Genomic DNA, 25510 nt, shown 5'->3' with positions numbered 1-25510 from the left:
TCCTGAGCGGGCCGTTGCCCGCTCAGCGTCAGGTTGCCGCCAGCGGGCGGCAGATCGCCCGCAGGGCCACGGCGCTGCACAACGGAAACAGCGCCAGCAGAAGCCAGGGATAGACCGCCTGCGGCGAGGGGGTGAGCGCCTGGTCCAGCATATGGCCGAGCAGCAAATTCCCGGCTAACACCGCGCAACCCCCCGCCGTGGCGAGCGCCCCGTAGTGGGCGCCCAGCGTCGACTCCTCGGCGAAAAGCGGGATCAGGTCCTTGGCTGAGGGCACCAGCAGCATCTGGCCGAGGGTGAGCAGCGTGACAAAGCAGGCCGACGGCAATAATCGCAGCCAGCCTTCGGCGGGCGACGAGGCGGCGAATAACGCCACGCTGACAAAAGAAGCCGACAGCAGCAGAAAGCCCACCGGCAGAATGCGCAGGGCGCCAATACGTCGGGCGAAACGGGCGAGAGGAAGCTGCAGGGTAATAATCAATAGCGAGGCCAGCATAAAAAGCGGCGCCAGATCCTGCTCACGGCCGCCGGCGCGTTGGATCTCCACCGGCAGGGCGAGGTACAGCTGGTTATAGCTCAACAGCCATGAGCTGTAGGCGATAATAAACGCGACAAAGCGCGGCTGACGCAAAGGGGTCCACCACGGCACCCGGCTGCGCGTTTGTGTCCGCTGCCCGTCGGCGGGCAGACAGAAAAAGAGCACCAGCAGCGCCAGAAGAAACAGCCCCGCGCCGGCGAGGGCGATATGCCGAAAGCCGATCCCGCTCAGCAACCCTCCGGCCACCGGGCCGATAACCGCCCCCAGTTCACCGCACACTGCAAACAGCGCAAACCACTCGGCGCGGCTGCGTTTTCCGTTGGCCTGGCTGTGGGTACCGGTCCGCGCCAGCAGGGCCTCGATCGACGGAGAAAACAGCGCTCCGCCGACGCCGGTCAGGCAGGCGCCGAGGATAATAGGCTCCAGCGTTGTGCCGCACGCCAGCAGCAGATAGCCGGCGACGCGAACCACGCAGCCGGCGAGGATGATCGCCTTAGCGCCATAGCGGTCGGCCAGCGTCCCGCCGATGATAAACATGCCCTGCTGGGAGAAGGTGCGCAGCCCGAGGATCAGGCCGATAAGCCCGCCGGAGAGCAGCATCTCGTCGCGCAGGAAGAGGGCAAGGAAAGGGACGACCGCATAAAAGCCAATATTAAAAACGAACTGGCTTCCCAGTAAAACGGGAGGCCAGAGGGTCGCCGCAGGGCGCAGGGAGAAGAGAGGCATATACGCCAAACCTAAACGATGAAATGAATGTGCTTTTTACCGTGGTACGGGGAGATCTCGATTTTGGTTTTCACCCGGAAAACGTCCCACAGCAGCGCTTCGGACAAAATCTCCTCCGGCGTCCCGCTGGCGAGGATCTGCCCCTGCTGCATCACGATCAGCGAATCGCAGAACATCGCGGCATGATTAAGATCGTGAATGGCCACAATGCTGGTCACCGGCAGCTCGCTGATCAACTGCATCAGCTGCATTTGATGGTGAATATCCAGATGGTTGGTGGGTTCATCCAGCAGGATCTCGCTCGGGTTCTGCGCCAGGGCGCGGGCGATATGCACTCGCTGCCGCTCGCCGCCGGAGAGGCTCAGCCATCCCTGGTCGCTTTTCTCCAGCATCGCCACCCGCTGCAGCGCGGCGGTGACCGCCTCGTCATCCTGAGCGCTCCAGTTTGAGAACGGCGAGTGATGCGGAATACGCCCCAGGCGCACGACGTCGCGCACCCGCATATTGGCCTCGGTCATGCCGTGTTGCTCGACGAACGCCACCCGGCGGGCGAGCTGCTTTTTCGCCATCCTGGCGATGTCCTGGCCGTCGAGGGTGACGCGACCCGCATCCGGGCGGCGCAGGCCCGCCAGAACCCGCAGCAGCGAGGATTTGCCGCAGCCGTTGGGCCCCAGCAGTCCCACCGTTTCGCCGCGCGACACCCGCAGCGAGACCGTGTTGACGATGACCTTTTTGCCTGCCTTCCAGGTGATATTTTCAGCGCAAATACTCATCACTTATTCCTTGAGCGGTAGATAATCACGGCGAAGAAAGGCACCCCAACCAGAGCGGTCACCACCCCGACCGGCAGACTTTGCGGGGCAATCAGCAGGCGCGAGGCAATGTCCGCCAGCACCATCAGGATCGCCCCCGCCAGCGCGCAGGCGATCAGCAACGTCCGGTGCAGCGGGCCAAAGAAGAAGCGCATCACGTGGGGCACCACCAGGCCGACAAAGCCGATCGAGCCGGCCATGCTGACGATGGTGGCGGTGATCACCGCCGCGGTGGTGAAGAGGATCAGGCGCACGCGCGGCACGGCAATGCCCAGCGAAGCGGCGGCATCGTCGCCGAAGGTGAATGCGTCCAGCGCCCGGGCATACCACAGGCAGACCGCCAGGCCCGCAAGAACCACCACCAGGACCAGCTGGAATTCGGGCCAGCGGACGCCGCTGAAGCTGCCCAGCAGCCAGAACATCACATCGCGCGCCTGCTGCGCGCTGGCGGAGGTGCTGATGGTGTAGGCCGTGAGAGCGTTAAATAACTGCGAGGCGGCGACGCCCGCCAGGATGGTGCGCTCATTGCCGCCGCGCGCGCCGTTGGTCAGAAAGGCGACAAAGGCGAAGGCGGCGAAGGCTCCGGCAAACGCCCCGGCGGAGAGGGAGATCGCCCCGGCGCCAAGGCCCAGCACCACGATTGATACCGCGCCGGTGGAGGCCCCGGCGGAGACGCCGAGGACGTAGGGCTCCGCGAGGGCGTTCTTCAGGAGGCTTTGCAGCACGGCGCCGCAGATAGCCAGGCCGGCGCCGCAGCAGGCGGCGACCAGGGCGCGGCTGAGGCGGAAGTCCCAGATGACGCTCTCGTAGATACGATTGAGAGGCACCGCGGTTAAGCCGGTTTTATTGCTGATAGCGTAGAAGACGTTGTGCAGCGGGATGGGCAGTTCGCCAACGCTGACGCCTACCGCTATCACCAGCGCCAGCGCGAACACTGCCACGACGCACCAGCCGGTGAGCAGCATGCTGCGGCGCGTCTGAAGCACGGCGACGCTCATCAGTTAAGCCCCATTTTTCTCAGCTGTTCGCCCACCTGTTCCGCGCCGTAGAGGGTGCGGATGGTCGGATTCATCGCCTGGCCGTCCATCACCACGATATGGCCTTTTTTCACTGCCTCCAGCTGGCTGACGGCGGGATCGCTTTTGAGGAATTTGATCTTCTCCTCGGCCTTATCCAGCGCCCAGCGGTTACGATCCAGGCTTGAGACCACGATCACGTCCGGGTTGGCGGCAATGATGCTCTCCCAGCTCACCGTGGGCCATTCGGTCTCGGCGGTAATGGCGTTATGTCCGCCCAGCACGCTGGCGATAAAGCCGGAGGCGCTGTTTTTGCCGCCGACATAGGCATCGGCCGACGGCGAGGCGCTGGAGAACCAGAAGACGAAGGAGAGATCTTTTTTGCTTTTACCGAACTCCTGACGCAGGTCGGCTTCACGTTTTTTGAAATCGGCGATCAGCGCCTGGCCACGATCTTCCACGTTGAAAATGCGGGCAAAATCGCTAATTTCCTGATACAGCCAGGTCATGTCCCACAGCTTCTGCCGGCTGCCGTACATATCGCCGGTAGCCTTTTTGGTGGCGCACATCCCTGGCGACACGTAGCTGTTCACGCCGACGGTCGCGAGATCTTCACGCTTGGCGACTTTGCTTTCCGGCCCCAGCAGCAGCGGCAACTGGGCGGGAACGAAATCGGGATTTTGCGCCAGTACGGATTCCAGGCTCGGGATTTCCACCGTCAGGGTTTTAATCTTCGCGTTTTGCTCAGCCAGCTGCGGTAATACCCTGGTCGGCCAGAAGGCGCTGGCCACCACCTGCTTTTGCAGCCCAAGCAGCAGCAGGATTTCGACCGTATTTTGCCCCAGCGCGACCACGCGCTCTGGCGGCCGGGTGAAGGTCTCCTGATAGCCACAGTTTTCAATCGTCAGGGGGTAGGTTGTTGCCAGCGCGGAACTGACGGCGGTGAACATCAAGCCTAACGCGCAGAGGACCTTCTTCATTTAACGCTATCCTTGTAAACAGGCGAGTGGATGACCAGCAAATGGAAGTAATGCAAATGAAACTCATTATTGAGGCGGGGTTTTATACAATGCCGTATTTACAGTGTCAATGAGTGACTATTTCAGCAGGGAAGGAGTTACCCGCGTGGCGGGTGGCTCAGCGCGCCAGTGGGCCGCGAATATACGCCTGCAACCCCTCGGCGAGGAAATCAAATACTCGCTTACAGGCGGGGCTATGGCGCAGGTCCTCATGCATCACCAGCCAGGTCTCGAGATACAGAGAAAAGTCGGCCGCCAGCACTCGCCGCAGGGGAATGATGCCGTCGGCAAGGGGCGCCTGGCAGATGCCGATCCCCGCCCCGGCGCGGATCAGGCTCAGCTGGGCGAGGTCGCTATCGGTGCGCATCGCGAACGCCTCGCGCTGGAAACGGGGGTAGCGCTCAAGCGCCCGGCGAACGAGGGGTGTGGCGCTGTCGAAACCAATCAGCGCGTGACCGTCAAGCTCCTCAGGCGTAGCGGGCCGACCCCGGCGGGTCAGATAGGCATCGGCGGCATGCAGCCCGAGCTCGATCCTGCCGAGACGCCGCGCGATAAGCTGCTCCTGCTGCGGAGCGACCATCCGCACCGCGATATCCGCCTCCCGGTGAAGCAGATCCTGAAACCGATTGGAGAGCATCAGTTCGATGACGATATTCGGGCACGCCTGCCTGAGCCGGGCAATCAGCGGCGGCAGCACCTCGGCGCCGACCACCTCGCTGGCGGCCACGCGCACCACGCCACGCAGATCGGTTCTGTCGCGACTAAAGTTGGCCGCCGTGCGTGCCAGCGCCCGGGCGGTGTTGGCCATCGCCTCGGCGTGCACCCGCAGCGCCAGCGCCGCGTCGGTCGCCAGCAGGCCGGTCTGCGAACGGGTAAATAAGGCCTGGCCGAGGGCGGCTTCCAGCCCGGCGATATGGCGCCCCGCCGTCGGCTGGGTGATGTTCAAAGTGCGCGATGCGCCCGATAAAGAGCCTTCCTGCAGGACGGCGAGAAAGGTTCGGTACCACTCCCAGGGAATAGAGGTATTCATACAAAAATGTATAGCCGCTCGATGATGATATGCAATTTCATTTGATATGAGCTGCAGGTAGGCTGTCAAGCATCCATTAGCGAACGGGGAAAGACGATGAACAGCAGCGGCAAGGTCCTTATTCTGGGAGCAAGCGGGGGCATAGGCGGGGAAGTGGCCCGCCGGCTGGCGGCGGACAACTGGCAGGTTCGGGCGCTGAAGCGCGGCGCCCAGGTGCGCGATCCCGGAGAGGGGATGCAGTGGATAGTCGGCGACGCGCTGGATGCCGGGCAGGTGGCGGCGGCGGCTGCCGGTTGCGACGTGATCGTTCATGCGGTCAATCCGCCGGGCTACAGGCACTGGCGGCAGCAGGTACTGCCTATGCTGCGCAACACCCTGCAGGCCGCCGAACAGCAGCGGGCGTTAGTTGTCCTGCCCGGCACGGTCTATAACTATGGACCGGATGCCTTTCCGCTGATTGCGGAAGAGGCCGCACAACAGCCGGTGACCCGCAAAGGCGCCATCCGGGTGGAGATGGAGCAGGCGCTGGAGGATTATGTGCAGCGCGGCGGCCGGGCGTTGATTGTCCGGGCGGGGGATTTTTTTGGTCCGCGCGCCGGGAATAGCTGGTTTTCCCAGGGGCTGATCAGGCCCGGTCAGCTTCCCGGCGTCATTCGCCGCCCGGGGTCGATCGGCGTGGGGCATCAGTGGGCCTGGCTGCCCGACGTCGCCGCCACCATCGCCGCGCTGCTGGCCCGCAGGCATGAGCTTGAGCCGTTTGCCCGCTTCCATATGCAGGGCCACTGGGACCCGGACGGCAGCGAAATGAGCCAGGCGATCCAGCGGGTGGTCGCCCGCTATGGCGGCAGGGCGGTAGTGAAGTCCTTTCCCTGGTGGCTGGTGAAGCTGGCGGCGCCCTTCAACGCCACCCTGCGCGAAATGGTCGAGATGCACTATCTCTGGCGTCTGCCGGTACGTCTGCGCAACGATAAGCTGGTGGCCTTTTTAGGCGCGGAGCCGCATACCCCGCTCGATCGTGCCGTACATATGACGCTGCAAGGCCTGGGCTGTCTGCCCGCCGGCGCGATAAATAATGAGGCGCGTGAGGCGTAACGCGGCGAGAGAGAGGATCAGATCGGGGCGTTATTGTGACCAAATCATAATAACGTCACTCGTTGTCAAACGATAGCGATCGCATTAAGCTAAACGGATGACGAAAAATACCCCCACCCCAGCAAGCCGTGGCCCCCTTGACCACAGCGTTCGCGACCAGATTCTTGACGCGGCCATGGCGCACTTTAGTCGCTATGGCTATGAAAAGACCACGGTCACCGATCTCGCCAAAGCAATAGGCTTTTCCAAAGCCTATATCTACAAGTTTTTCGACTCCAAGCAGGCGATTGGCGAGGCAATCTGCGCCAGCCGGCTGGAGAAGATCATGGTGGCCGTCAGCGAGGCCATCGCCGATGCGCCCTCCGCCAGCGAAAAGCTGCGCCGCCTCTTCCGGGCGCTGACCGAGGCCGGCAGTGAACTGTTTTTCGAGGATCGCAAACTGTACGACATCGCCGCCGTCGCGGCGCGCGATAAATGGCCCTCAACGGAGCAGTATGCCGGTCATCTGCAGCAGCTGATTGGTCAAATTCTTGTCGAAGGCCGCCAGGCGGGCGAGTTCGAGCGCAAAACTCCGCTGGATGAGGCGACCCTGGCGGTCTATATGGTGATGTGTCCTTTCATCAACCCGGTGCAGCTGCAATACAATCTCGACACCGCGCCTACCGCGGCGGTGCTGCTTGCCTCCCTCATCCTGAGAAGTCTCTCCCCCTGATTAGTGACTATTGACTTTATTGGTCACTCGTCTGAGAATGCGCTCACCAATTGGTCTTTTCATTAAGGTGACCCATGCTCAGGCTCAACGCCGTCCATTTTGCCGTCTGCCTCCTGCCGTTGGCCCTCACGGGCTGCGGCGAACCTGCCGACCATGACGATCCCCGCACGCGGCCGCCGCTGGTGCGGGTGGCCACCGTCGAGCGCGCGGAGGCCAGCTCGCGGGCCTTTACCGGCGTGGTGGTGGCTCGTACCCAAAGCGACCTCGGCTTCAGGGTGGCGGGAAAAGTCCTTGAACGGCTGGTAGAGACCGGGCAGAGCGTCCGGCGCGGTCAACTGCTGTTGCGCCTGGATCCGGCTGATCTTGCCCTGCAGGCGCAGTCCCAACAGCGGGCGGTCGACGCCGCGCGGGCACGAGCCAAAAAGGCGGCTAACGATCTGGCCCGCTATCGCGGCCTGGTGGCCAGCGGCGCCGTCTCGGCGGCGGAGTTCGATCAGATCAACGCGGCGGCAGAGGCGGCGAGAGCCGACCTCAGCGCGGCCCAGGCGCAGGCAAACGTGGCGCAAAACGCCACCGGCTATGCCGGACTGCTGGCGGACGCTGACGGCGTGGTAGTGGAAACGCTCGCCGAGCCGGGGCAAGTGGTCAGCGCCGGGCAGGTGGTGATCCGCCTGGCGCGGGCGGGGCAGCGCGAAGCGCGGGTGCAGCTTCCGGAGACGCTGCGCCCGGCGGTCGGCAGCGAGGCGCTGGCGACACGCTATGGCAGCGAATCTCAGCCGGTCACCGCAACCCTGCGCCTGCTTTCGGACGCAGCTGACGCCGCCACCCGCACCTTTGAAGCGCGCTATGTGCTGAACGGGGCGCTGGCGAACGCCCCGCTGGGGTCTACCGTAACCCTGCGCATCGGCAACGACCAGGGGCCAGGCGAGGTGCTGGAGGTGCCCCTGGCGTCGGTTTACGATCCGGGCAACGGCCCTGGCGTCTGGCGCGTTGCCTCCCGCCCGGCCACCGTCTCCTGGCAACCGGTGACGGTGATCGGCCTGAATGATGAAACGGCGCGGGTGACCGGTCCGCTGAAGCCCGGGGAGCCGATCGTCGCTCTGGGCGCCCATCTTCTGCACCAGGGCGAGACGGTGCGGCTGGCGGAACGACGCGAGCATACTGCCGCCGGGAGCCAGCCATGAGCGACGGACGTTTTAATCTCTCCGCGCTGGCCGTCCGCGAGCGGTCGGTGACCCTGTTTTTGATTATCCTTATTTCGGTCGCCGGGCTGGTGGCGTTCTTCGGGCTCGGGCGGGCGGAAGATCCGCCCTTCACGGTCAAGCAAATGACGGTCATTACCGTCTGGCCGGGCGCCACCGCGCAGGAGATGCAGGATCAGGTCGCCGAGCCGCTGGAAAAACGGCTCCAGGAGCTGAAGTGGTACGATCGCACCGAGACCTATACCCGCCCCGGGATGGCGTTAATCACCTTATCGCTGCAGGATCAGACCCCGCCTTCCGAGGTGCCGGAGCAGTTTTATCAGGCGCGCAAGAAGCTGGGCGATGAGGCGAAAAACCTGCCTGCCGGCGTCTCCGGTCCGATGATGAATGACGAATTCGCCGATGTCACCTTTGCCCTTTTTGCGCTGAAGGCGCGGGGAGAGCCGCCCCGGCAGCTGGTGCGTGACGCCGAAACCCTGCGCCAGCAGCTGCTGCATGTTCCCGGGGTGAAAAAAGTGAATATTCTCGGCGAACAGGCGGAGCGCATTTATCTCGCGTTTTCTCATGACCGTCTCGCCACCCTGGGGCTCTCGCCGGAGGCGATTTTTGCCGCGCTGAACAATCAGAATGTGCTGACCGCGGCCGGGGCTATCGAGACCCGCGGCGGGCAGATCTTTATCCGCCTCGACGGGGCGTTCGACCGCCTGCAGCAGATCCGCGACACGCCGATAATTGCCGGGGGCAGAACGCTGAAGCTCGCCGATGTCGCCACGGTTGAGCGGGGGTATGAAGATCCCGCCACCTTCCTGATCCGCAATCAGGGCGAACCGGCGCTGCTGCTCGGCGTGGTGATGCGCGAGGGCTGGAATGGCCTGGCGCTGGGGAAAGCACTGGACGCCGAAACGGCCAGCATCAATCAGAGCCTGCCGCTCGGCATGTCGTTGACGAAAGTGACCGATCAGTCGGTGAATATCAGCGCCGCGGTCGATGAGTTCATGATCAAATTCTTTGTCGCCCTGCTGGTGGTGATGGCGGTGTGCTTTGTCAGCATGGGATGGCGCGTGGGGGTGGTGGTCGCGGCGGCGGTGCCGCTCACCCTGGCCGTAGTGTTTGTGGTGATGGCGGCCACCGGCAAAAACTTCGACCGCATCACACTCGGGTCGCTGATCCTCGCCCTGGGGCTGCTGGTGGATGATGCCATTATCGCCATCGAAATGATGGTGGTCAAAATGGAGGAGGGGTACGACCGCCTCAAAGCCTCGGCTTATGCCTGGAGCCATACCGCGGCGCCGATGCTGGCCGGCACCCTGGTGACGGCGGTGGGCTTTATGCCCAACGGGTTTGCGCAATCCACCGCCGGGGAGTATGCCAGCAATGTGTTCTGGATCGTCGGTATCGCGCTGATTGCCTCCTGGATTGTGGCGGTGATTTTTACCCCCTGGCTGGGCGTGCACCTGCTGCCGGAGAGGAAGTCCGCGGCGGCGGGCCACGCCGCGCTGTATGACACCCCACGCTATCAGCGCTTTCGCCGGCTGCTGACCCGGGTTATCGCCCGCAAATGGCGCGTGGCCGCCGGGGTGGTGGTGCTGTTTATGGTGGCGTTACTGGGAATGAGCGTGGTGAAAAAGCAGTTTTTCCCCACCTCCGATCGCCCGGAAGTGCTGGTTGAGGTGCAGATGCCTTACGGGTCGACGATTATTCAGACCAGCGCCGCGACGGCGAATATTGAGCGCTGGCTGCAGCAGCAGCCGGAGGCGAAGATTGTCACCAGCTATATCGGCCAGGGCGCGCCGCGCTTTTACCTGGCGATGGCTCCGGAGTTGCCGGACCCCTCCTTTGCCAAACTGGTGGTATTGACCGACGGCCCGGCCTCTCGCGAGGCGCTTAAGCTGCGGCTGCGGGAGGCGGTGGCTAATGGCCTGGCGCCGCAGGCGCGGGTGCGCGTCACGCAGCTGGTTTTTGGTCCTTATTCGCCGTATCCGGTCGCCTGGCGGGTGATGGGGCCCGATCCGCATACCCTGCGCGACATCGCCGATCGGGTGAAATCGGTGCTGCAGGCCAGTCCGCTGATGCGCACCGTCAATAGCGACTGGGGTTCGCGCGTGCCGGTGATGCATTTCAGCCTCAATCAGGACCGGCTGCAGGCGAGTGGGCTCAGCTCCCAGGCCGTCGCCCGGCAGCTACAGTTCCTGCTGTCAGGGATCCCCATCACCACCGTCCGGGAAGATATTCGCGCCGTGCAGGTCATCGGCCGCGCGGCGGGGGATATCCGTCTGGATCCGGCGAAAATCGCCGATTTCACCCTGGTGGGCAGCGACGGGCAGCGAGTTCCCTTGTCGCAGATCGGTGAAGTCGAGATCAGGATGGAAGAACCCCTGCTCCGTCGTCGCGACCGCACGCCAACCATTACCGTCCGGGGCGATGTCGCGGATAACCTGCAGCCGCCGGATGTCTCCACCGCGCTGATGACGTCGCTGCAGCCCATTATCGACTCCCTGCCGCCGGGGTATCGCATCGAGACGGCGGGGTCAATCGAGGAGTCCGGCAAAGCCACCCGGGCGATGGTGCCGTTATTTCCGATCATGATCGCCCTCACGCTGCTGATCATTATCCTGCAGGTGCGCTCCCTGTCGGCGATGGTCATGGTCTTCCTGACCGTCCCGCTGGGGCTGATTGGCGTGGTGCCGACGCTGCTGCTGTTCAATCAGCCGTTTGGCATCAATGCCCTTGTGGGCCTGATCGCCCTGTCGGGGATCCTGATGCGAAATACGCTGATCCTGATTGGTCAAATCCACCATAACCAGCAGGCGGGGCTCGATCCGTTCCACGCGGTGGTGGAGGCGACGGTGCAGCGAGCCCGCCCGGTTCTGCTGACCGCGCTGGCGGCGATCCTGGCGTTCATTCCGCTGACGCATTCGGTTTTCTGGGGGACGCTCGCCTATACGCTGATTGGCGGGACGCTGGGGGGAACCATCATGACCCTTATCTTCCTGCCTGCCATGTATGCGATCTGGTTCCGCATCCGCCCGGAGCGCCCGGCTGACGCAGCGCAACGGCCGGCGCTGGACCCGCAGGGGTAATTTCGGTTGCCGGGCCAAGGCACGCGGTCAGGCCCGGCCCCGGGCTGCGTCAGGCAGATAAGGATACCGGGACCGCACGGCTGCGCTGTTGATCTTTTTCCAGCCGGTCGAGGCAATCGAGGCTGATGGCCGAGGGGGAGGTGGCGCCGGTGAGGGTCATGGTGACCTTCATATCCTCGGCAAATAAGCGCAGCAGGTGCGCCACGCCCGCTTCGCCCGCGGCGGCCAGGGCATAAATATAGGCCCGACCAAGCAGGACCCCCTTCGCGCCGAGGGCGAGCAGGCGAATAACGTCCACGCCGGAGCGCACTCCGGAGTCGGCAAGGACCGTCAGATCGTCGCCGACTGCCTCCGCCACCCGCGGCAGCGCCCGGGCGGTGGGGATGGCGCCATCGAGCTGTCTGCCGCCGTGATTGGAGACCACAATGCCGTCGGCGCCCAGCCGCACGGCATTGCGCGCATCCTCGGCATCAAGGATCCCTTTGATGATCAGCTTTCCTGGCCAGCTGTCGCGGATCCACTCCAGATCGTGCCAGGCGATGGACGGGTCGAAGTTGTTGCTGATGAACCCCATATAGTCGTCCATGGTCATTTTGTGGCCGGTATAGGCTTCGATATTACCGAACGACAGAGGCCTGCCCGCCAGGCCGACGTTCATTGCCCAGCGCGGGTGGGTGCAGGCCTGAAGATACTGTCGCAAGGTGGCGTGCGGCCCGGACATTCCTGAGCGGTTGTCCCGATACCGTGAGCCGGGGATCGGCATATCGACAGTGAATACCAGGGTTTTCATGCCGGCAGCCCAGGCGCGCTCCAGCGCGTTACGCATGTAGCCGCGATCTTTCAGGACGTACAGCTGGGACCAGAGCGCGCCGCTGGCGTGGCTCGCCACCTCCTCAATGGAGCAGACCGACACGGTGGACAGCGTGTAAGGGATCCCGGCGCGGGAGGCGGCGCGGGCCGCCTGGACTTCGCCGCGGCGGGCATACATGCCGGTGGCGCCGACCGGCCCCAGCGCCACGGGCATCGCCCATGGGGCATCAAGGATGGTGGTGGCCAGCGTCGGTTCACCCGCCCCGCACAGCACGCGCTGGCGAAGGGCGACCGAGGCAAGCTCGGCGGCATTGGCGTTCATGGTATTTTCCGCCACCGCGCCACCGTCAATATAGTCAAAAAGGAAACGGGGCAGACGGCGACGAGCGGCTTCGCGATAATCGCTGGGGGCTGAAACAATCATAATTATATCCTTATGTCTTTTAACCTAAGTGGATGTTCTGCAGGCAAAAAAACTATAGGCTTCTTAAAATCGTTGGGGAAATGAAATATTAGCATCTCAGCCATTCCCTAATGGAATAATCTGGATTCGTCGCTTAAAGGGTTATTTCTTTTTTTTGCCTCAGGCACGCGCGTTATTTTTATTTATTTCCGCGACGCGTGAATTCGGCCAAATAAAAGACCCGACGTGGTGCGACAGCGTTATGCGCTATCGCCATAGCAAGGAAGCGTGGTCAATTCGGCGCCTGCCTTTTCCAGCAGGCGTAAAGAAAGTGAATTTGAAATGGAGCAGTGGCTATCTTTTGCTAGCCTTTCTGAGGAGGACAGACGGAGCGACACCATGAAAGATAAAGATGAACAAACGGCATTGATTGGCATGGCTATCGGCGCGGCGGTCATTAGCTTAGTGGCGACCCAAAAGCAGATTAATCAGGGGAGTATCGTGGATGAGCTGGTGCGGCTGGGCAGACAGAAGGGGGATGGGGTGGAGGATGAGGTCTTTGTCCAGGCCGCCCGCCTGGTGAGAAAAGGGACCTAGCCAACCGATAGCCTTCCTGACTACCTGTTTCATCGCGGTTTACATCCCCCCCGATCGCGGCCACGTCCCCGCCAGGCCGCGACCGCCCCTGCCGAAAGCGTCGCGCCTTGACGCTTTCTTCTCACGCTTTCTCATTCCGCAGGCCAGCGCCTGTTCAGCGCGCATGGCCGCTTAGTGACGCCGTCACTTTTTCCGTTTCTGCGCCAGGGTGAATCAGGAAGGTGGTCTGCTGCTATCGCATAAATCGGTATTTTCGATACATCTTTGCCATTGCGTGCGGTAACAGAACAATATCAGAATAACATATTATAAATCATATGATTAGGTTCCACTTGCGTACCCTGATAATCCCCGGGCAAGGGTCTATGCTTATAAAAAGCGCTAAATGAGGCAATACCCCTGCTGGAGAAGGGTTGAAGTGATAATCATTATCACTAACATGGCGGTATGCCTTGATGGCGCCAACCTGGAGGTCTATCGATGGAAGTACAAGCAGGAACCTTTAATCCCGCCGATTTCAGCTGGCAGGGACTGACCATGACGCCGGCCGCTGCCGCGCATATTCGCGATCTGATGCGTAAGCAGCCGGATAAAAAGGGGCTACGGCTGGGTATCAAAACCAGCGGCTGCGCCGGTTTTGGCTATGTGCTCGAAATGATTGCCGAGCCGGCGCCAGACGATCTGCTCTTTGAATCTGACGGGGCGAAGCTGTTTGCGCCGCTGCAGGCGATGCCGTTCATTGACGGCACGGAGCTGGATTACGTCCGGGAAGGTTTAAATGAAATCTTTAAATTTCATAACCCGAAAGCGCAGCACGAGTGCGGCTGCGGCGAAAGTTTTGGGGTGCAGGCGGAGTAACTATGTCGCGTAATACTGAAGCAACAGACGATGTCAAAACCTGGACCGGCGGCCCGCTCAATTATAAAGAGGGCTTTTTCACTCGCCTGCAGACCGATGAGCTGGCCAAAGGCATTAATGAAGAGGTGGTTCGCGCCATCTCCGCCCGCCGCAATGAGCCGCAGTGGATGCTGGAGTTCCGGCTCAATGCCTACCGGGCGTGGCTGGAGATGGAAGAGCCGCACTGGCTGAAGGCGCATTACGATAAGCTGAATTATCAGGATTACAGCTACTATTCCGCCCCCTCCTGCGGCAACTGCGATGAGACCTGCGCCTCCGAGCCCGGCGCGGTGCAGCAGACCGGGGCCCACACCTTCCTGACCAGCGAGGTGGAAGAAGCCTTTAACCAGCTGGGCGTGCCGGTGCGCGAAGGGCGCGAGGTGGCGGTGGACGCGATATTCGACTCGGTGTCGGTGGCGACCACCTACCGTGAAAAGCTGGCGGAGCAGGGGATCATCTTCTGCTCTTTCGGCGAGGCGATCCACGACCATCCGGAACTGGTGAAAAAGTATCTGGGGACCGTGGTGCCGGGCAATGACAACTTCTTTGCCGCGCTGAACGCCGCGGTGGCTTCGGATGGCACCTTTATCTATGTGCCGAAGGGCGTCCGCTGTCCGATGGAGCTGTCGACCTATTTCCGCATCAACGCCGAAAAGACCGGCCAGTTCGAACGTACCATTCTGGTGGCCGATGAAGGCAGCTACGTCAGCTACATTGAAGGCTGCTCGGCGCCGGTGCGCGACAGCTATCAGCTGCACGCCGCGGTGGTGGAAGTCATCATCCATAAAGACGCGGAAGTGAAATACTCCACGGTGCAGAACTGGTTCCCGGGGGATAACAACACCGGCGGGATCCTCAACTTTGTCACCAAACGCGCCCTGTGCGAAGGGGAGAACAGCAAAATGTCATGGACCCAGTCGGAAACCGGCTCGGCCATCACCTGGAAATACCCCAGCTGCATCCTGCGCGGCGATAACTCGATCGGCGAATTCTTTTCGGTGGCGCTGACCAGCGGCCATCAGCAGGCGGACACCGGCACCAAAATGATCCATATCGGCAAGAACACCCGCTCGACCATCATCTCGAAAGGGATCTCCGCCGGACACAGCCAGAACAGCTATCGCGGGCTGGTCAAAATCATGCCGACCGCGACCAACGCCCGCAACTTCACCCAGTGCGATTCGATGCTGATCGGCCCGGACTGCGGGGCGCATACCTTCCCGTATGTGGAATGTCGCAACAACAGCGCCCAGCTGGAGCACGAAGCGACCACCTCGCGGATCGGTGAGGACCAGCTGTTCTACTGCCTGCAGCGCGGGATCAGCGAAGACGATGCCATCTCGATGATCGTCAACGGCTTCTGTAAAGACGTCTTCTCCGAACTGCCGCTGGAGTTCGCCGTCGAAGCGCAAAAATTGCTGGCCATTAGCCTTGAGCATAGCGTCGGCTGATAATTAAGGAAAAAAGATGTTAAGTATTCAAGATTTACACGTCGCCGTCGAAGATAAAGCGATCCTGCGCGGGCTGAACCTTGAGGTGCGTCCGGGGGAGGTCCACGCCATTATGGGGCCGAACGGCTCGGGGAAAAGTACGCTTTCGGCCACCCTGGCCGGGCGCGAAGATTACGAGGTCACCGGCGGCAGCGTCGAATTTAAGGGCAAAAACCTGCTGGAGCTCGCCCCGGAAGATCGCGCCGGGGAAGGCATCTTTATGGCCTTCCAGTATCCGGTGGAGATCCCCGGCGTCAGCAACCAGTTCTTCCTGCAGACCGCGCTGAATGCCGTGCGCAGCTATCGCGGCCAGGAGCCGCTGGATCGCTTCGACTTTCAGGATTTAATGGAAGAGAAAATCAGGTTGCTGCAGATGCCGGAAGATCTGCTGACCCGTTCGGTGAACGTGGGTTTCTCCGGCGGCGAGAAAAAGCGCAACGACATTCTGCAGATGGCGGTGCTTGAGCCGGAGTTGTGCATTCTCGATGAATCGGATTCCGGGCTCGACATCGATGCCCTGAAAATCGTCTCCCAGGGCGTGAACGCGCTGCGCGACGGCAAACGCGCCTTCATCATCGTCACTCACTATCAGCGCATCCTTGACTATATCAAGCCGGACTATGTCCATGTGCTGTATCAGGGGCGGATTGTGAAGTCGGGGGATTTCACTCTCGTCAAACAGCTGGAGGAGCAGGGCTATGGCTGGCTTACCGAACAGCAGTAATGCGCTGCAGCAGTGGCACCATCTGTTTGAAGCGCAGGGCGACCAGCGTACGCCGGAGGCCAGCCAGCATCTGCAGCAGCTGTTGCGCCTGGGTCTGCCGACGCGCAAGCAGGAGGACTGGAAATACACCCCGCTGGACGCGCTGATTAACGGCCGCTTCGTCGCCGATGAGGGAGCGTCGATCAGCGCCGAACAGCGTGACGCGCTGGCGCTGCCGCTGGACGCCTGGCGACTGGTGTTTATCGACGGTCGCTATCATCCTGAGCTGAGCGACGATCTCGCCGCCAGCGGCGTGGAGGTCAGTGTCGATAACCAGCGCCAGCATCTGCCGGATGCCCTCCAGCCGGAGGTGTTTCTCCATCTGACCGAAAGCCTGGCGCAGACGGTGACCCGCCTGCGCGTGCCGCGCAACCGCCGCCTGGATAAGCCGCTGCTGCTGATGCATATCACCCGCGGCCTGGCCGGCGATGCGCTGAATACCGCTCACTATCGTCACCACCTGGCGCTGGAGAGCGGGGCGGAGGCGACGATTATCGAGCACTATCTTAGCCTTGATGAGCAACCGCACTTCACCGGCGGGCGGCTGACCATGACGGTGGCGGACAACGCGCGCCTGCAGCACATCAAGCTGGCGTTCGAGAACGCGCACAGCTACCACTTCGCCCATAACGACCTGCTGCTGGGCCGCGACGCCTCGGCTTTCAGCAGCAGTTTCCTGCTTGGCGGTCAGGTGCTGCGTCATCACACCAGCACGCGTCTGGGCGGCGAAAACAGCGACCTGCGTCTTAACTCGCTGGCGATGCCGGTGAAAAATGAGGTCTGCGACAGCCGCACCTGGCTGGACCACCAGGTGGGGTACTGCACCAGCCGCCAGCTGCATAAAACCATTGTCAGCGATAAGGGCCGGGCGGTGTTTAACGGGCTGATCAACGTCGCGCCGCATGCGCTGAAAACCGACGGCCAGATGACCAACAACAATCTGCTGCTCGGGCGGCTGGCGGAGGTCGACACCAAACCGCAGCTGGAGATTTACGCCGATGACGTGAAATGCAGCCACGGGGCGACGGTAGGGCGCATTGACGAAGAACAGCTGTTCTATCTGCGCTCGCGCGGGATTGAACAGCAGGCGGCGCAGCAGATGATCCTCTACGCCTTCGCCGCCGAGCTTACCGAAGCTATCCGCAGCGACGCGCTCAGAGAGCAGGTGCTGGCGCGGATTGGAGAGCGTTTGCCGGGAGGCACAGCATGACATTTTCAGTAGAACGGGTTCGCGCCGATTTTCCGGTACTGAGCCGGGAGGTCAACGGCCAGCCGCTGGTCTATCTTGACAGCGCCGCCAGCGCCCAGAAACCGGAGGCAGTGATTGGCGCCGAAGCGGAATTCTATCGCCACGGCTACGCGGCGGTGCATCGTGGGATCCATACCCTCAGCGCGGAAGCCACCGCGCGGATGGAGGCAGTGCGCCAGCAGGCGGCCATCTTCCTTAACGCCGGCTCGGCGGAGGAGCTGGTATTCGTGCGCGGCACCACCGAGGGCATTAACCTGGTGGCCAACAGCTGGGGAAACGCCAACGTCGGCGCCGGGGATAACATCATCATCAGCGAGATGGAGCACCACGCCAACATCGTACCGTGGCAGATGCTCTGCGCCAGGGTAGGGGCTGAGCTGCGGGTAATCCCCCTCAACCCGGACGGCACCCTGCAGCTGGACGTGGTTCCCGGGCTGTTTGACCAGCGTACCCGCCTGCTGGCGATAACCGAAGTCTCCAACGTGCTGGGGACGGAAAACCCGCTGTCGGCGCTGATTGCCCTTGCGCATCAGCATGGCGCGAAAGTGCTGGTGGACGGCGCCCAGGCGGTGATGCACCACCCGGTGGACGTTCAGGCGCTGGGCTGCGATTTTTATGTCTTCTCCGGCCATAAACTGTACGGCCCGACCGGGATCGGCGTGCTCTACGCCCGGGCCGAGCTGCTGCAGACAATGGCGCCATGGGAAGGGGGCGGGTCGATGATCGCCACCGTCAGCCTGACGGAGGGCACCACCTGGAACCTGGCGCCGTGGCGCTTTGAGGCCGGCACGCCGAATACCGGGGGGATCATTGGCCTCGGCGCGGCGCTGAGCTATGTCAGCCAGCTGGGACTGACCCAGATCGCCGAATACGAGCAGACGCTGATGCGCTACGCGCGGGAGGCCCTGCGCGCGGTGCCGGATCTGATCCTCTATGGTCCGGCGCAGCGTAAAGGGGTGATTGCCTTTAACCTCGGCCAGCATCACGCCTATGACGTCGGCAGCTTCCTCGATAACTACGGGATCGCCGTGCGGACCGGGCATCACTGCGCCATGCCGCTGATGGCCCGCTATCAGGTACCGGCCATGTGTCGGGCGTCGCTGGCGATGTACAATACCACGGAAGAGGTGGACCGCCTGGTGGCCGGCCTCCAGCGGATCCGCAAACTATTAGGGTAAAGGACGTGACGATGGCGGCATTACCGGACAAAGACAAACTGTTGCGCAATTTTAGCCGTTGCGCCAACTGGGAAGAGAAGTATCTCTATATCATTGAGCTGGGCCAGCGGCTGCCGCCGCTGAGCGCCGAGGAGCACAGCCCGCAGAACATTATTCAGGGCTGTCAAAGCCAGGTGTGGATCGTGATGGCGCAGGATCCTTCCGGCGTTGTCACCCTGCGCGGCGACAGCGATGCGGCGATTGTCAAAGGGCTGATTGCGGTGGTATTTATCCTTTATGACCGGATGACCGCCCAGGACATCACCGAGTTTGACGTCCGCCCATGGTTTGAAAAAATGGCCCTCACCCAGCATCTTACCCCCTCCCGCTCGCAGGGCCTCGAAGCCATGATCCGCGCGATACGCGCGAAAGCCGCAAATATTAGCTAGAATAAACAGGTAGATTTCATTCTGTTACGTCCGGCAGGGCGCTGACCCTGCCGCCGTTCAGTCTCCTGGCGTTTTATCAGCGAAAGAAGGAATCTCAGTATGAAACGCAAAACGATGATCGCTTTAGCCCTTCTCGGCGCCCTTGGCGCCACCCCGGCCGCCTGGGCCGTCGATTACCCGCTGCCTCCGGCCAACAGCCGGCTGATTGGCCAGAACCAGTACTGGACGGTTCAGGAGAGCGATCGCAACCTGCAGGCGATTGCCCGCCATTTCGATACCGCGGCGATGCTGATCCTTGAAGCCAACGATACCATCGCGCCGGTGCAGCCGAAGCCCGGGACCCAGGTGCTGATCCCTTCTCAGATGCTGCTGCCCGACGTGCCGCGGGAGGGGATTGTCGTCAACCTCGCGGAGCTGCGGCTGTACTACTTCCCGCCGGGAGAGAATCAGGTCCAGGTTTATCCCCTGGGCATCGGCCAGTTAGGGCTGGAAACGCCGGAGATGACCACCCGCGTCGGGCAGAAGATCCCTAACCCGACCTGGACACCGACCGCCGGCATCCGCGCGCGCTCGCTGGAGAAAGGGGTGACGCTCCCGGCGGTGGTGCCGGCCGGTCCGAATAACCCGCTGGGCCGCTATGCGCTGCGTCTGGCCTACGGTAACGGCGAATATCTCATCCACGGGACTAACGCGCCGGACAGCGTTGGGCTGCGCGTCAGCTCGGGCTGTATGCGGATGAACGCCGATGACATCAAGGCGCTGTTCAGTCAGGTGAAAACCGGGACGCCGGTGCGGATCATCAATCAGCCGGTGAAGTTTGCCGTCGAGCCGGATGGTAAACGTTATGTAGAGGTCCACAGGCCGCTGTCGCAAACGGAAGGGGAAAACACCCGGACCATCGCTTACACGCTGCCAGCGGCGTTTCACGCCTTCGCAGAGGATAAAGCGGTGGATGACCTGCAGCTGAAAAAAGCGATGTCGAGAAGGGCGGGCTATCCGGTGGTGGTATCGACGGGGGCGGGTAGCGCGGCGACGTCGCTGTCGGCGCAGAACAGTTCGTCTGACAACGGCCTGCTCACCCAGTAGCCCTCAGCGCGAGGGCAAAAAAAATGGCGCACAGAGTGCGCCATTTTTATTACCAGAACTCTTACTTACGGTAAGAGTGAGCCTGGTTGTCCAGACGCTGGTTAGCGCGAGCTGCGTCGTCTTTAGCAGCCTGAACGTCGGAACGCATTGCGTTCACGTCGTTGCTCAGCTGGTCAACTTTAGCGTTCAGAGTCTGAACGTCAGAAGACAGCTGATCGATTTTAGCATTGCTGGAGCAACCAGCCAGCAGAGTAGAACCCAGGATTACCGCGCCCAGTACCAGTTTAGTACGATTCATTATTAATACCCTCTAGATTGAGTTAATCTCCATGTAGCGTTACAAGTATTACACAAACTTTTTTGGGATGAGAATATTTTTTTTACCTGAACGCACTTATTTTTGATCGTTCGCTCAAAGAAGCATCGAATTGGTCAAAATCGCTGAAAAAGGCGAGTGAAAACAGCACGCTTCCATCGGATTCATCTTAGATAATCTCTTATTAAATAGTAAATTCCGATTTGCATTTTTAATAGGAAGAGCTAGTCGATGAATAAAAAAAAGCGCCCCGAGAGGCGCTTTATTAAAAAAAAACCAATTAACCTGTAAATTATTACAGCACGTGCACGGAAGCGGTATTAGTGGTGCCGCTCGGGACTAATGCGCCAGAGACCATCACCACCACGTCGCCTTTGCGCGCGAGGCCGCTCTTCAGCGCCAGATCTTTACCCAGGTGATAGAAATCATCCGTAGAGGCAATCTCTTCCACCAGCTGCGGCACAACGCCCTTGCTCAGCACCAGCTGGCGAGCAGTGGTTTCGTTGGTGGTCAGCGCCAGGATGGTGGCATCCGGGAAGTATTTGCGCACAGCGCGTGCGGATTTACCGCCCTGGGTGGCGACCACGATCAGCGGCGCTTCCAGTTTCTCAGCGGTTTCTACCGCGCCGCGGCACACCGCTTCGGTGATGCGCAGTTTACGGTTGTCGTTGTTGAAATCCAGACGGCTGGTCATGACGCGGTCGGTACGTTCGCAGATGGTCGCCATGATGGTGACCGCTTCCAGCGGGTATTTACCTTTCGCCGATTCGCCGGACAGCATTACCGCATCGGTGCCGTCGAGGATGGCGTTGGCCACGTCGCCGGCTTCAGCGCGGGTCGGACGTGGGTTTTTGATCATGGAGTCCAGCATCTGGGTCGCGGTGATAACCACTTTGCGCGCGCGGATACATTTTTCGATGATCATTTTCTGCGCGAAGATAACTTCTTCAACCGGGATCTCAACGCCCATGTCGCCACGAGCAACCATGATGCCGTCAGAGGCTTCGAGGATTTCGTCGAAGTTGTTCAGGCCTTCCTGGTTTTCGATTTTGGAGATGATCTGGATGTTTTCGCCGCCGTGGGCTTTCAGGTGCTCACGGATCTCGACGACGTCGGAACGCTTACGGATGAAGGAGGCCGCGACGAAGTCCACGCCCTGTTCGCAACCGAAGATCAGGTCCTGTTTGTCTTTTTCCGCCAGCGCCGGCAGGGCGATAGAGACGCCCGGCAGGTTCACGCCTTTGTTCTCGCCAAGGTCGCCGTTGTTTAGCACTTTACAGATAACTTTGTTGCCTTCGATAGCGGTCACTTCCATGCCGATCAGGCCATCGTCCACCAGAACGGTGTTGCCGACGCTCAGGTCAGAGGTGAAGCCTTCATAGGTTACCGCAACGATTTCGCTGTTGCCGATGACCGATTTATCGGTGGTGAAGGTGAAAGTCTGGCCCGCTTTCAGGGAGACGTCGTTGCCGCCTTCCAGCTTGATGGTACGAATTTCCGGTCCTTTGGTGTCCAGCAGAATAGCGGCTTTCTTACCGGTTTTGCTCATCACATTGCGCAGGTTCTGGATGCGCTGACCGTGTTCCGCATAGTCACCGTGGGAGAAGTTCAGACGCATCACGTTCATGCCGGCTTCCAGCATTTTGGTCAGCATCTCTTCAGATTCGGTTTTCGGACCGATGGTGCAAACAATTTTGGTCTTTTTCATGACAGTTTTAGTCTTTAAGTTGTGAAGGATATGGAATTCTCGCTCCGCGGGCGCACTGCCGGGGAGCCAAACCTGTATTACGAAAGTTGCTAAGCCACGCCCTAAGGATAGGTGACAACCCCGAAGCGTGCAGAAGAATGTGTGCTGGCGGTTCAGCCCATGAAATGTGGCAAGGTGTTATGCGTTTTATCATGCAGTCCAATGCGCTGAAACCATTCAAGAAAGAATCGAAGCGCATTATACGCTGGCGAAATCAAAAAGGAAAATAAAAACCTCGTTTCAAATTATGGACAAAACGCGTAACAAAACCGGCACGTTATGCATAAAACTATGCAACACATTTTTTCAACAGGCGGGATGAAAAGGGGCGGCGGAAAGGGAATTTTCTCCCGTCATCAGGCGGTAAAATGCGCCATTGACCCGGTAACGGGAGGATGATTTGCGTTGCCGGAAAAATCTATCAATAATGGTTTGATTGATAATGAGAAAATGCGAGCCAGACTCAATGGGAAATAAAGCGAAAGACGACGAGTTGTACCAGGAAATGTGCCGCGTGGTGGGCAAAGTGGTGCTGGAGATGCGTGACCTTGGCCAGGAGCCGAAACACATTGTCATCGCCGGCGTGCTGCGCACCTCGCTGGCGAACAGCAAAATCCAGCGTTCACCGCTCACCGAGGAGGCAATGGCGAAGGTCATTCACGCCCTCTCCGGACACTGACGCCTTTCGCCGGCGGGTCAGGAAATCACGAAGCGGACCACCGCCCGGACGGCAATGTCGCAGTGGTGGGCCACCATCGCTTCATCGTCAATGGCGGGCAGAGGATCGTCAAGGTACAGACTGCTGAAGGTGTAGAAATTCGACACCTGATAAAAGCTAAAGCTGCTGATTAACCGGTGCACATCGCGCGCTTCCAGCCCCGCCTGAAAGACCCCCTGCTGCTGGCCGCGCTGCAAAATGTCTTCCAGAATCGACAGGGCGGTACGATTCAGCGGCTTCAGCTCTCCCGAGGTCTTCAGCCACTTGCCGCGCTGCATGTTCTCCATGCAAATCACCCGCATATAGTCCGCGTGGGTGGCGTGATAGCGCACGCTCCAGCGCACCAGCCGCACCAGCGCCTCTACCGGCGGCACATTCTCCAGCCCCAGCTGCTGCTCGGTTTCGCGGATCCGCGCATACACATGCTGCAGCACCTCCTGATAGAGCTGCTCTTTGCTTTTGAAGTAGTAGACCACCATGCGCTTGGTGGTCTGCGCCTCGGTGGCGATCTGCTCCATGCGGGCGCCTGACAGCCCGTGTTCGGCAAAGACGGCGATAGCGGCGCTGAAGATCCGCTCCTTCAGAGATTGTGCTTCATCATGAGCAACGGCGGTCATGGCAACTCCTTTTTCTTGGGTGACAAAAAATACACATAATGATCACAATTTAGCAACCTGGTATGGCGCAAATGAACCAAATGATACATATTCAAGGCTCACGTCAGCTGTTGACCCGAGGACCTTATGCTGCGCTCTATCGCCACCGTTTCGATTTCCGGCACCCTGCCAGAGAAGCTGCACGCTATTGCGGCGGCGGGGTATCAGGGTGTGGAAATTTTCGAGAACGATCTGCTCTATTATACGGGGACGCCGGCGGAAATCCGCCAGCTGGCCGCCGATTTAGGGTTAAAAATCACGCTTTTTCAACCCTTTCGCGATTTTGAAGGCGCCAGCCGGGCGCAGTTTGCGGCCAATATGGCCCGCGCCAGACGCAAATTTGCGCTGATGCGCGAGCTGGGCTGCGACACGCTGCTGCTGTGCAGCAATGTGCAGCCGGACTGCTCGGCGGATAGCGAACTGCAGGTGGCGGACCTGCGGGCGCTGGCCACGCTGGCGGAAGAGGAGGGGATCGCTATCGGCTATGAGGCGTTGGCCTGGGGAACCCATGTGAACCGCTGGCAGCAGGCCTGGGAGCGGGTGCAGCGGGTGGACAGCCCGGCGCTGGGCCTGGTGCTCGACAGCTTCCATATCCTGGCCCGGGGCGACACCCTCGACGCGCTGCCATCGGTGCCGGTGGAGAAAATCACCTTCGTTCAGCTCGCCGATGCGCCGTATATGAAAATGGATCTCCTGGAGTGGAGTCGCCATTTCCGCTGCTTCCCCGGGCAGGGGGAGCTGCCGCTGGAGGCGTTTGCCGAGCAGATCACCCGCTGCGGCTATCGCGGCCCCTGGTCGCTGGAGATCTTTAATGACGGTTTTCGCGCCTCGCCGAACGGCGCGACGGCCAAAGATGGCTATCGTTCGCTGCTGTGGCTGGAGGAGCAGACTCGTCGCCGGCTCCCGGCGTGCGATGCCGATCTGTTTTCACCGCCGCCACCGCCAGTCTGTCACGGGCTGGAGTTTATCGAATTCGCCGCCAGCGTCGCCGAGGCGCAGCGCCTGGGGCAGCACCTGCAGGCGCTGGGTTTTCAGCACGAGGGAAGCCACCGCTCCAAACAGGTCACGCTGTGGCGCAACGGCGGGGCGCGGATCGTGATTAACCATCAGCCGCACAGCTGGGCCGATCACTTTTATCAACGCCACGGGGTATCGCTCTGCGCGATGGCGCTGCGGGTCGACAGCAGCGCGCCGATTGTCGCTCGCGCCCGCGCGCTGGGGTATGCCACCTGGCAGGGCGACGCCGGGCCGAACGAAACGCCGATCCCGGCGATCTGCGCCCCTGACGGCAGCCTGGTCTATCTCATCGATGCCGGGGAGGCGATCTACGAGCGCGACTTTCTCCTGCGCGATGGCGTGACGGTGCGCGAAGATTACCTCGGCATCGACCATCTGGCGCTGGGGATGGAAGCCGACAGCCGCGACAACTGGGTGATGTTCTTCCGCACGGTGTTTGGTTTTACGCTCGAACATGAGCAGACGCTGCCGGATCCCTATGGGCTGGTGCGTAGTCTGGCGGTGCGCAGCCCGCAGGGGGAGATCCGCCTGGCGCTGAATATCTCCCAGAGCCGGGCGACGCAGATCGCCCGCTCGGTCGCCTGCTACCAGGGGGCGGGGCTGCAGCATGCCGCCTTTGCCTGCCGCGATCTGCCGGCCACCTGCGACCAGCTCGCCGCGGTTGCCGATCATGCGCTGCCAATCCCGGCCAATTACTATGACGATCTGCTGGCGCGCTTTGGCGGCGAGCTGGACGTCGGGCAGCTCCAGCGGCGGCAGCTCCTCTACGACCGCGATCCGCAGGGCGGAGCGTTCCTGCATCTGTATATCCGGCCCTTCATCGCCGGGCGCTTCTTCTTTGAATTAACCGAACGACGGGCAGGCTACGCGCTCTATGGCGCGGCGAATGCGGCCGTTCGTCTGGCGGCGATGCAGTATTGTTAGCCTGAAT

General features: G+C 61.1%; 24 protein-coding genes and 1 pseudogene. 15 read left to right on the top strand and 10 right to left on the bottom strand.

Annotated elements, in window-relative coordinates:
• Positions 1-28 precede the first annotated feature (28 nt).
• The 5 genes from ABLV52_RS24350 to ABLV52_RS24330 all read right to left on the bottom strand — a co-directional run bounded on the left by ABLV52_RS24350 (position 29) and on the right by ABLV52_RS24330 (position 5138).
• Entirely contained in the window at positions 29-1261 is a 1233-nt protein-coding gene (locus ABLV52_RS24350; RefSeq protein WP_023290095.1) for an MFS transporter, read from the bottom strand.
• 11 nt (positions 1262-1272) lie between these two features.
• Entirely contained in the window at positions 1273-2034 is a 762-nt protein-coding gene (locus ABLV52_RS24345; protein WP_023290094.1) for an ABC transporter ATP-binding protein, read from the bottom strand.
• Positions 2034-3071 (bottom strand): iron ABC transporter permease, encoded by a 1038-nt coding sequence (locus tag ABLV52_RS24340; protein ID WP_261902315.1) that lies wholly within the window; start codon positions 3069-3071, stop codon positions 2034-2036. The genes ABLV52_RS24345 and ABLV52_RS24340 overlap by 1 nt, the downstream gene beginning before the upstream one ends.
• Positions 3071-4069, bottom strand: a complete 999-nt coding sequence (locus tag ABLV52_RS24335) for an ABC transporter substrate-binding protein (protein ID WP_032453249.1) — start codon at positions 4067-4069, stop codon at positions 3071-3073. The genes ABLV52_RS24340 and ABLV52_RS24335 overlap by 1 nt, the downstream gene beginning before the upstream one ends.
• A 157-nt stretch (positions 4070-4226) precedes the next feature.
• Positions 4227-5138, bottom strand: coding sequence for a LysR family transcriptional regulator (locus ABLV52_RS24330; protein ID WP_023290091.1), 912 nt, complete (start codon positions 5136-5138; stop codon positions 4227-4229).
• A 96-nt stretch (positions 5139-5234) separates the two neighbouring features.
• Between ABLV52_RS24330 and ABLV52_RS24325 the strand changes: the two genes are divergently transcribed.
• The 4 genes from ABLV52_RS24325 to ABLV52_RS24310 all read left to right on the top strand — a co-directional run bounded on the left by ABLV52_RS24325 (position 5235) and on the right by ABLV52_RS24310 (position 11224).
• Positions 5235-6230: an NAD-dependent epimerase/dehydratase family protein gene (locus tag ABLV52_RS24325; RefSeq protein WP_348891024.1), complete on the top strand. Its 996-nt coding sequence runs from the start codon at positions 5235-5237 to the stop codon at positions 6228-6230.
• A 97-nt stretch (positions 6231-6327) separates the two neighbouring features.
• Complete coding sequence (locus tag ABLV52_RS24320; RefSeq protein WP_032453245.1) at positions 6328-6942, top strand: TetR/AcrR family transcriptional regulator; 615 nt, start codon at positions 6328-6330, stop codon at positions 6940-6942.
• Between the two features lie 74 nt (positions 6943-7016).
• Positions 7017-8126 (top strand): efflux RND transporter periplasmic adaptor subunit, encoded by a 1110-nt coding sequence (locus ABLV52_RS24315; RefSeq protein WP_087775599.1) that lies wholly within the window; start codon positions 7017-7019, stop codon positions 8124-8126.
• On the top strand, positions 8123-11224 hold the full coding sequence (locus tag ABLV52_RS24310) for an efflux RND transporter permease subunit (protein WP_348891023.1): 3102 nt from the start codon (positions 8123-8125) through the stop codon (positions 11222-11224). Before ABLV52_RS24315 ends, ABLV52_RS24310 begins: the two co-directional genes overlap by 4 nt.
• Positions 11225-11273: 49 nt before the next feature.
• Here ABLV52_RS24310 and lldD read toward each other — a convergent pair whose 3' ends face one another.
• Both lldD and ABLV52_RS24300 read right to left on the bottom strand, forming a co-directional pair.
• The gene (gene lldD, locus ABLV52_RS24305; RefSeq protein ID WP_048297731.1) at positions 11274-12458 is read right to left on the bottom strand and encodes an FMN-dependent L-lactate dehydrogenase LldD; all 1185 of its coding nucleotides are present in this window, start codon (positions 12456-12458) and stop codon (positions 11274-11276) included.
• A 290-nt stretch (positions 12459-12748) separates the two neighbouring features.
• Positions 12749-12838, bottom strand: a pseudogene (locus ABLV52_RS24300) (hypothetical protein); the annotation flags it as partial.
• Between ABLV52_RS24300 and ABLV52_RS24295 the strand changes: the two are divergent.
• The 8 genes from ABLV52_RS24295 (at position 12837) to ABLV52_RS24260 (ending at position 20125) form a co-directional block, all read left to right on the top strand.
• Positions 12837-13034 (top strand): hypothetical protein, encoded by a 198-nt coding sequence (locus ABLV52_RS24295; protein WP_004203090.1) that lies wholly within the window; start codon positions 12837-12839, stop codon positions 13032-13034. The pseudogene ABLV52_RS24300 and the gene ABLV52_RS24295 sit on opposite strands and share 2 nt — an antisense overlap.
• Positions 13035-13514: 480 nt before the next feature.
• The gene (sufA, locus tag ABLV52_RS24290; protein ID WP_004143232.1) at positions 13515-13892 is read left to right on the top strand and encodes a Fe-S cluster assembly scaffold SufA; all 378 of its coding nucleotides are present in this window, start codon (positions 13515-13517) and stop codon (positions 13890-13892) included.
• 2 nt (positions 13893-13894) lie between these two features.
• Positions 13895-15382, top strand: a complete 1488-nt coding sequence (gene sufB, locus ABLV52_RS24285; protein WP_348891022.1) for a Fe-S cluster assembly protein SufB — start codon at positions 13895-13897, stop codon at positions 15380-15382.
• A gap of 16 nt (positions 15383-15398) precedes the next feature.
• Complete coding sequence (gene sufC / locus ABLV52_RS24280) at positions 15399-16145, top strand: Fe-S cluster assembly ATPase SufC (RefSeq protein WP_032453238.1); 747 nt, start codon at positions 15399-15401, stop codon at positions 16143-16145.
• A complete protein-coding gene (gene sufD / locus ABLV52_RS24275; protein ID WP_101861722.1) occupies positions 16120-17394 on the top strand; it encodes a Fe-S cluster assembly protein SufD in 1275 nt (424 codons plus the stop codon). Before sufC ends, sufD begins: the two co-directional genes overlap by 26 nt.
• On the top strand, positions 17391-18611 hold the full coding sequence (gene sufS, locus ABLV52_RS24270) for a cysteine desulfurase SufS (protein ID WP_348891021.1): 1221 nt from the start codon (positions 17391-17393) through the stop codon (positions 18609-18611). Before sufD ends, sufS begins: the two co-directional genes overlap by 4 nt.
• Positions 18612-18622: 11 nt before the next feature.
• Positions 18623-19039 carry a cysteine desulfuration protein SufE gene (sufE, locus tag ABLV52_RS24265; protein WP_023290073.1) on the top strand — a complete coding sequence of 139 codons (417 nt, stop codon included), beginning with the start codon at positions 18623-18625 and terminating at the stop codon, positions 19037-19039.
• Positions 19040-19138: 99 nt separating this feature from the next.
• The gene (locus ABLV52_RS24260) at positions 19139-20125 is read left to right on the top strand and encodes a L,D-transpeptidase family protein (RefSeq protein WP_023290072.1); all 987 of its coding nucleotides are present in this window, start codon (positions 19139-19141) and stop codon (positions 20123-20125) included.
• Positions 20126-20186: 61 nt separating this feature from the next.
• Here the strand turns inward: ABLV52_RS24260 and ABLV52_RS24255 are convergent, their stop codons facing one another.
• On the bottom strand, positions 20187-20423 hold the full coding sequence (locus tag ABLV52_RS24255; protein ID WP_002908860.1) for a major outer membrane lipoprotein: 237 nt from the start codon (positions 20421-20423) through the stop codon (positions 20187-20189).
• A 313-nt stretch (positions 20424-20736) separates the two neighbouring features.
• The gene (pykF, locus tag ABLV52_RS24250) at positions 20737-22149 is read right to left on the bottom strand and encodes a pyruvate kinase PykF (RefSeq protein ID WP_023290071.1); all 1413 of its coding nucleotides are present in this window, start codon (positions 22147-22149) and stop codon (positions 20737-20739) included.
• Positions 22150-22286: 137 nt separating this feature from the next.
• Between pykF and ABLV52_RS24245 the strand changes: the two genes are divergently transcribed.
• Both ABLV52_RS24245 and fumD read left to right on the top strand, forming a co-directional pair.
• Positions 22287-22418 carry a hypothetical protein gene (locus ABLV52_RS24245; protein ID WP_032428887.1) on the top strand — a complete coding sequence of 44 codons (132 nt, stop codon included), beginning with the start codon at positions 22287-22289 and terminating at the stop codon, positions 22416-22418.
• Between the two features lie 236 nt (positions 22419-22654).
• Positions 22655-22867: a fumarate hydratase FumD gene (gene fumD / locus ABLV52_RS24240; protein ID WP_004203074.1), complete on the top strand. Its 213-nt coding sequence runs from the start codon at positions 22655-22657 to the stop codon at positions 22865-22867.
• A gap of 17 nt (positions 22868-22884) precedes the next feature.
• On the opposite strand, the gene ABLV52_RS24235 is transcribed toward fumD, so the two are convergent.
• The gene (locus ABLV52_RS24235; RefSeq protein WP_023290070.1) at positions 22885-23523 is read right to left on the bottom strand and encodes a TetR/AcrR family transcriptional regulator; all 639 of its coding nucleotides are present in this window, start codon (positions 23521-23523) and stop codon (positions 22885-22887) included.
• Positions 23524-23649: 126 nt separating this feature from the next.
• Between ABLV52_RS24235 and ABLV52_RS24230 the strand changes: the two genes are divergently transcribed.
• Positions 23650-25503, top strand: coding sequence for a TIM barrel protein (locus tag ABLV52_RS24230; RefSeq protein WP_348891020.1), 1854 nt, complete (start codon positions 23650-23652; stop codon positions 25501-25503).
• Positions 25504-25510: the final 7 nt, after the last annotated feature.

It is taken from the genome of Klebsiella sp. GB_Kp056, assembly GCF_040064755.1.
Lineage (GTDB): Bacteria > Pseudomonadota > Gammaproteobacteria > Enterobacterales > Enterobacteriaceae > Klebsiella > Klebsiella quasipneumoniae.
The sequence above is the reverse complement of the archived record's forward strand: the minus strand, read 5'-3'. Positions and strand labels throughout refer to the sequence as shown.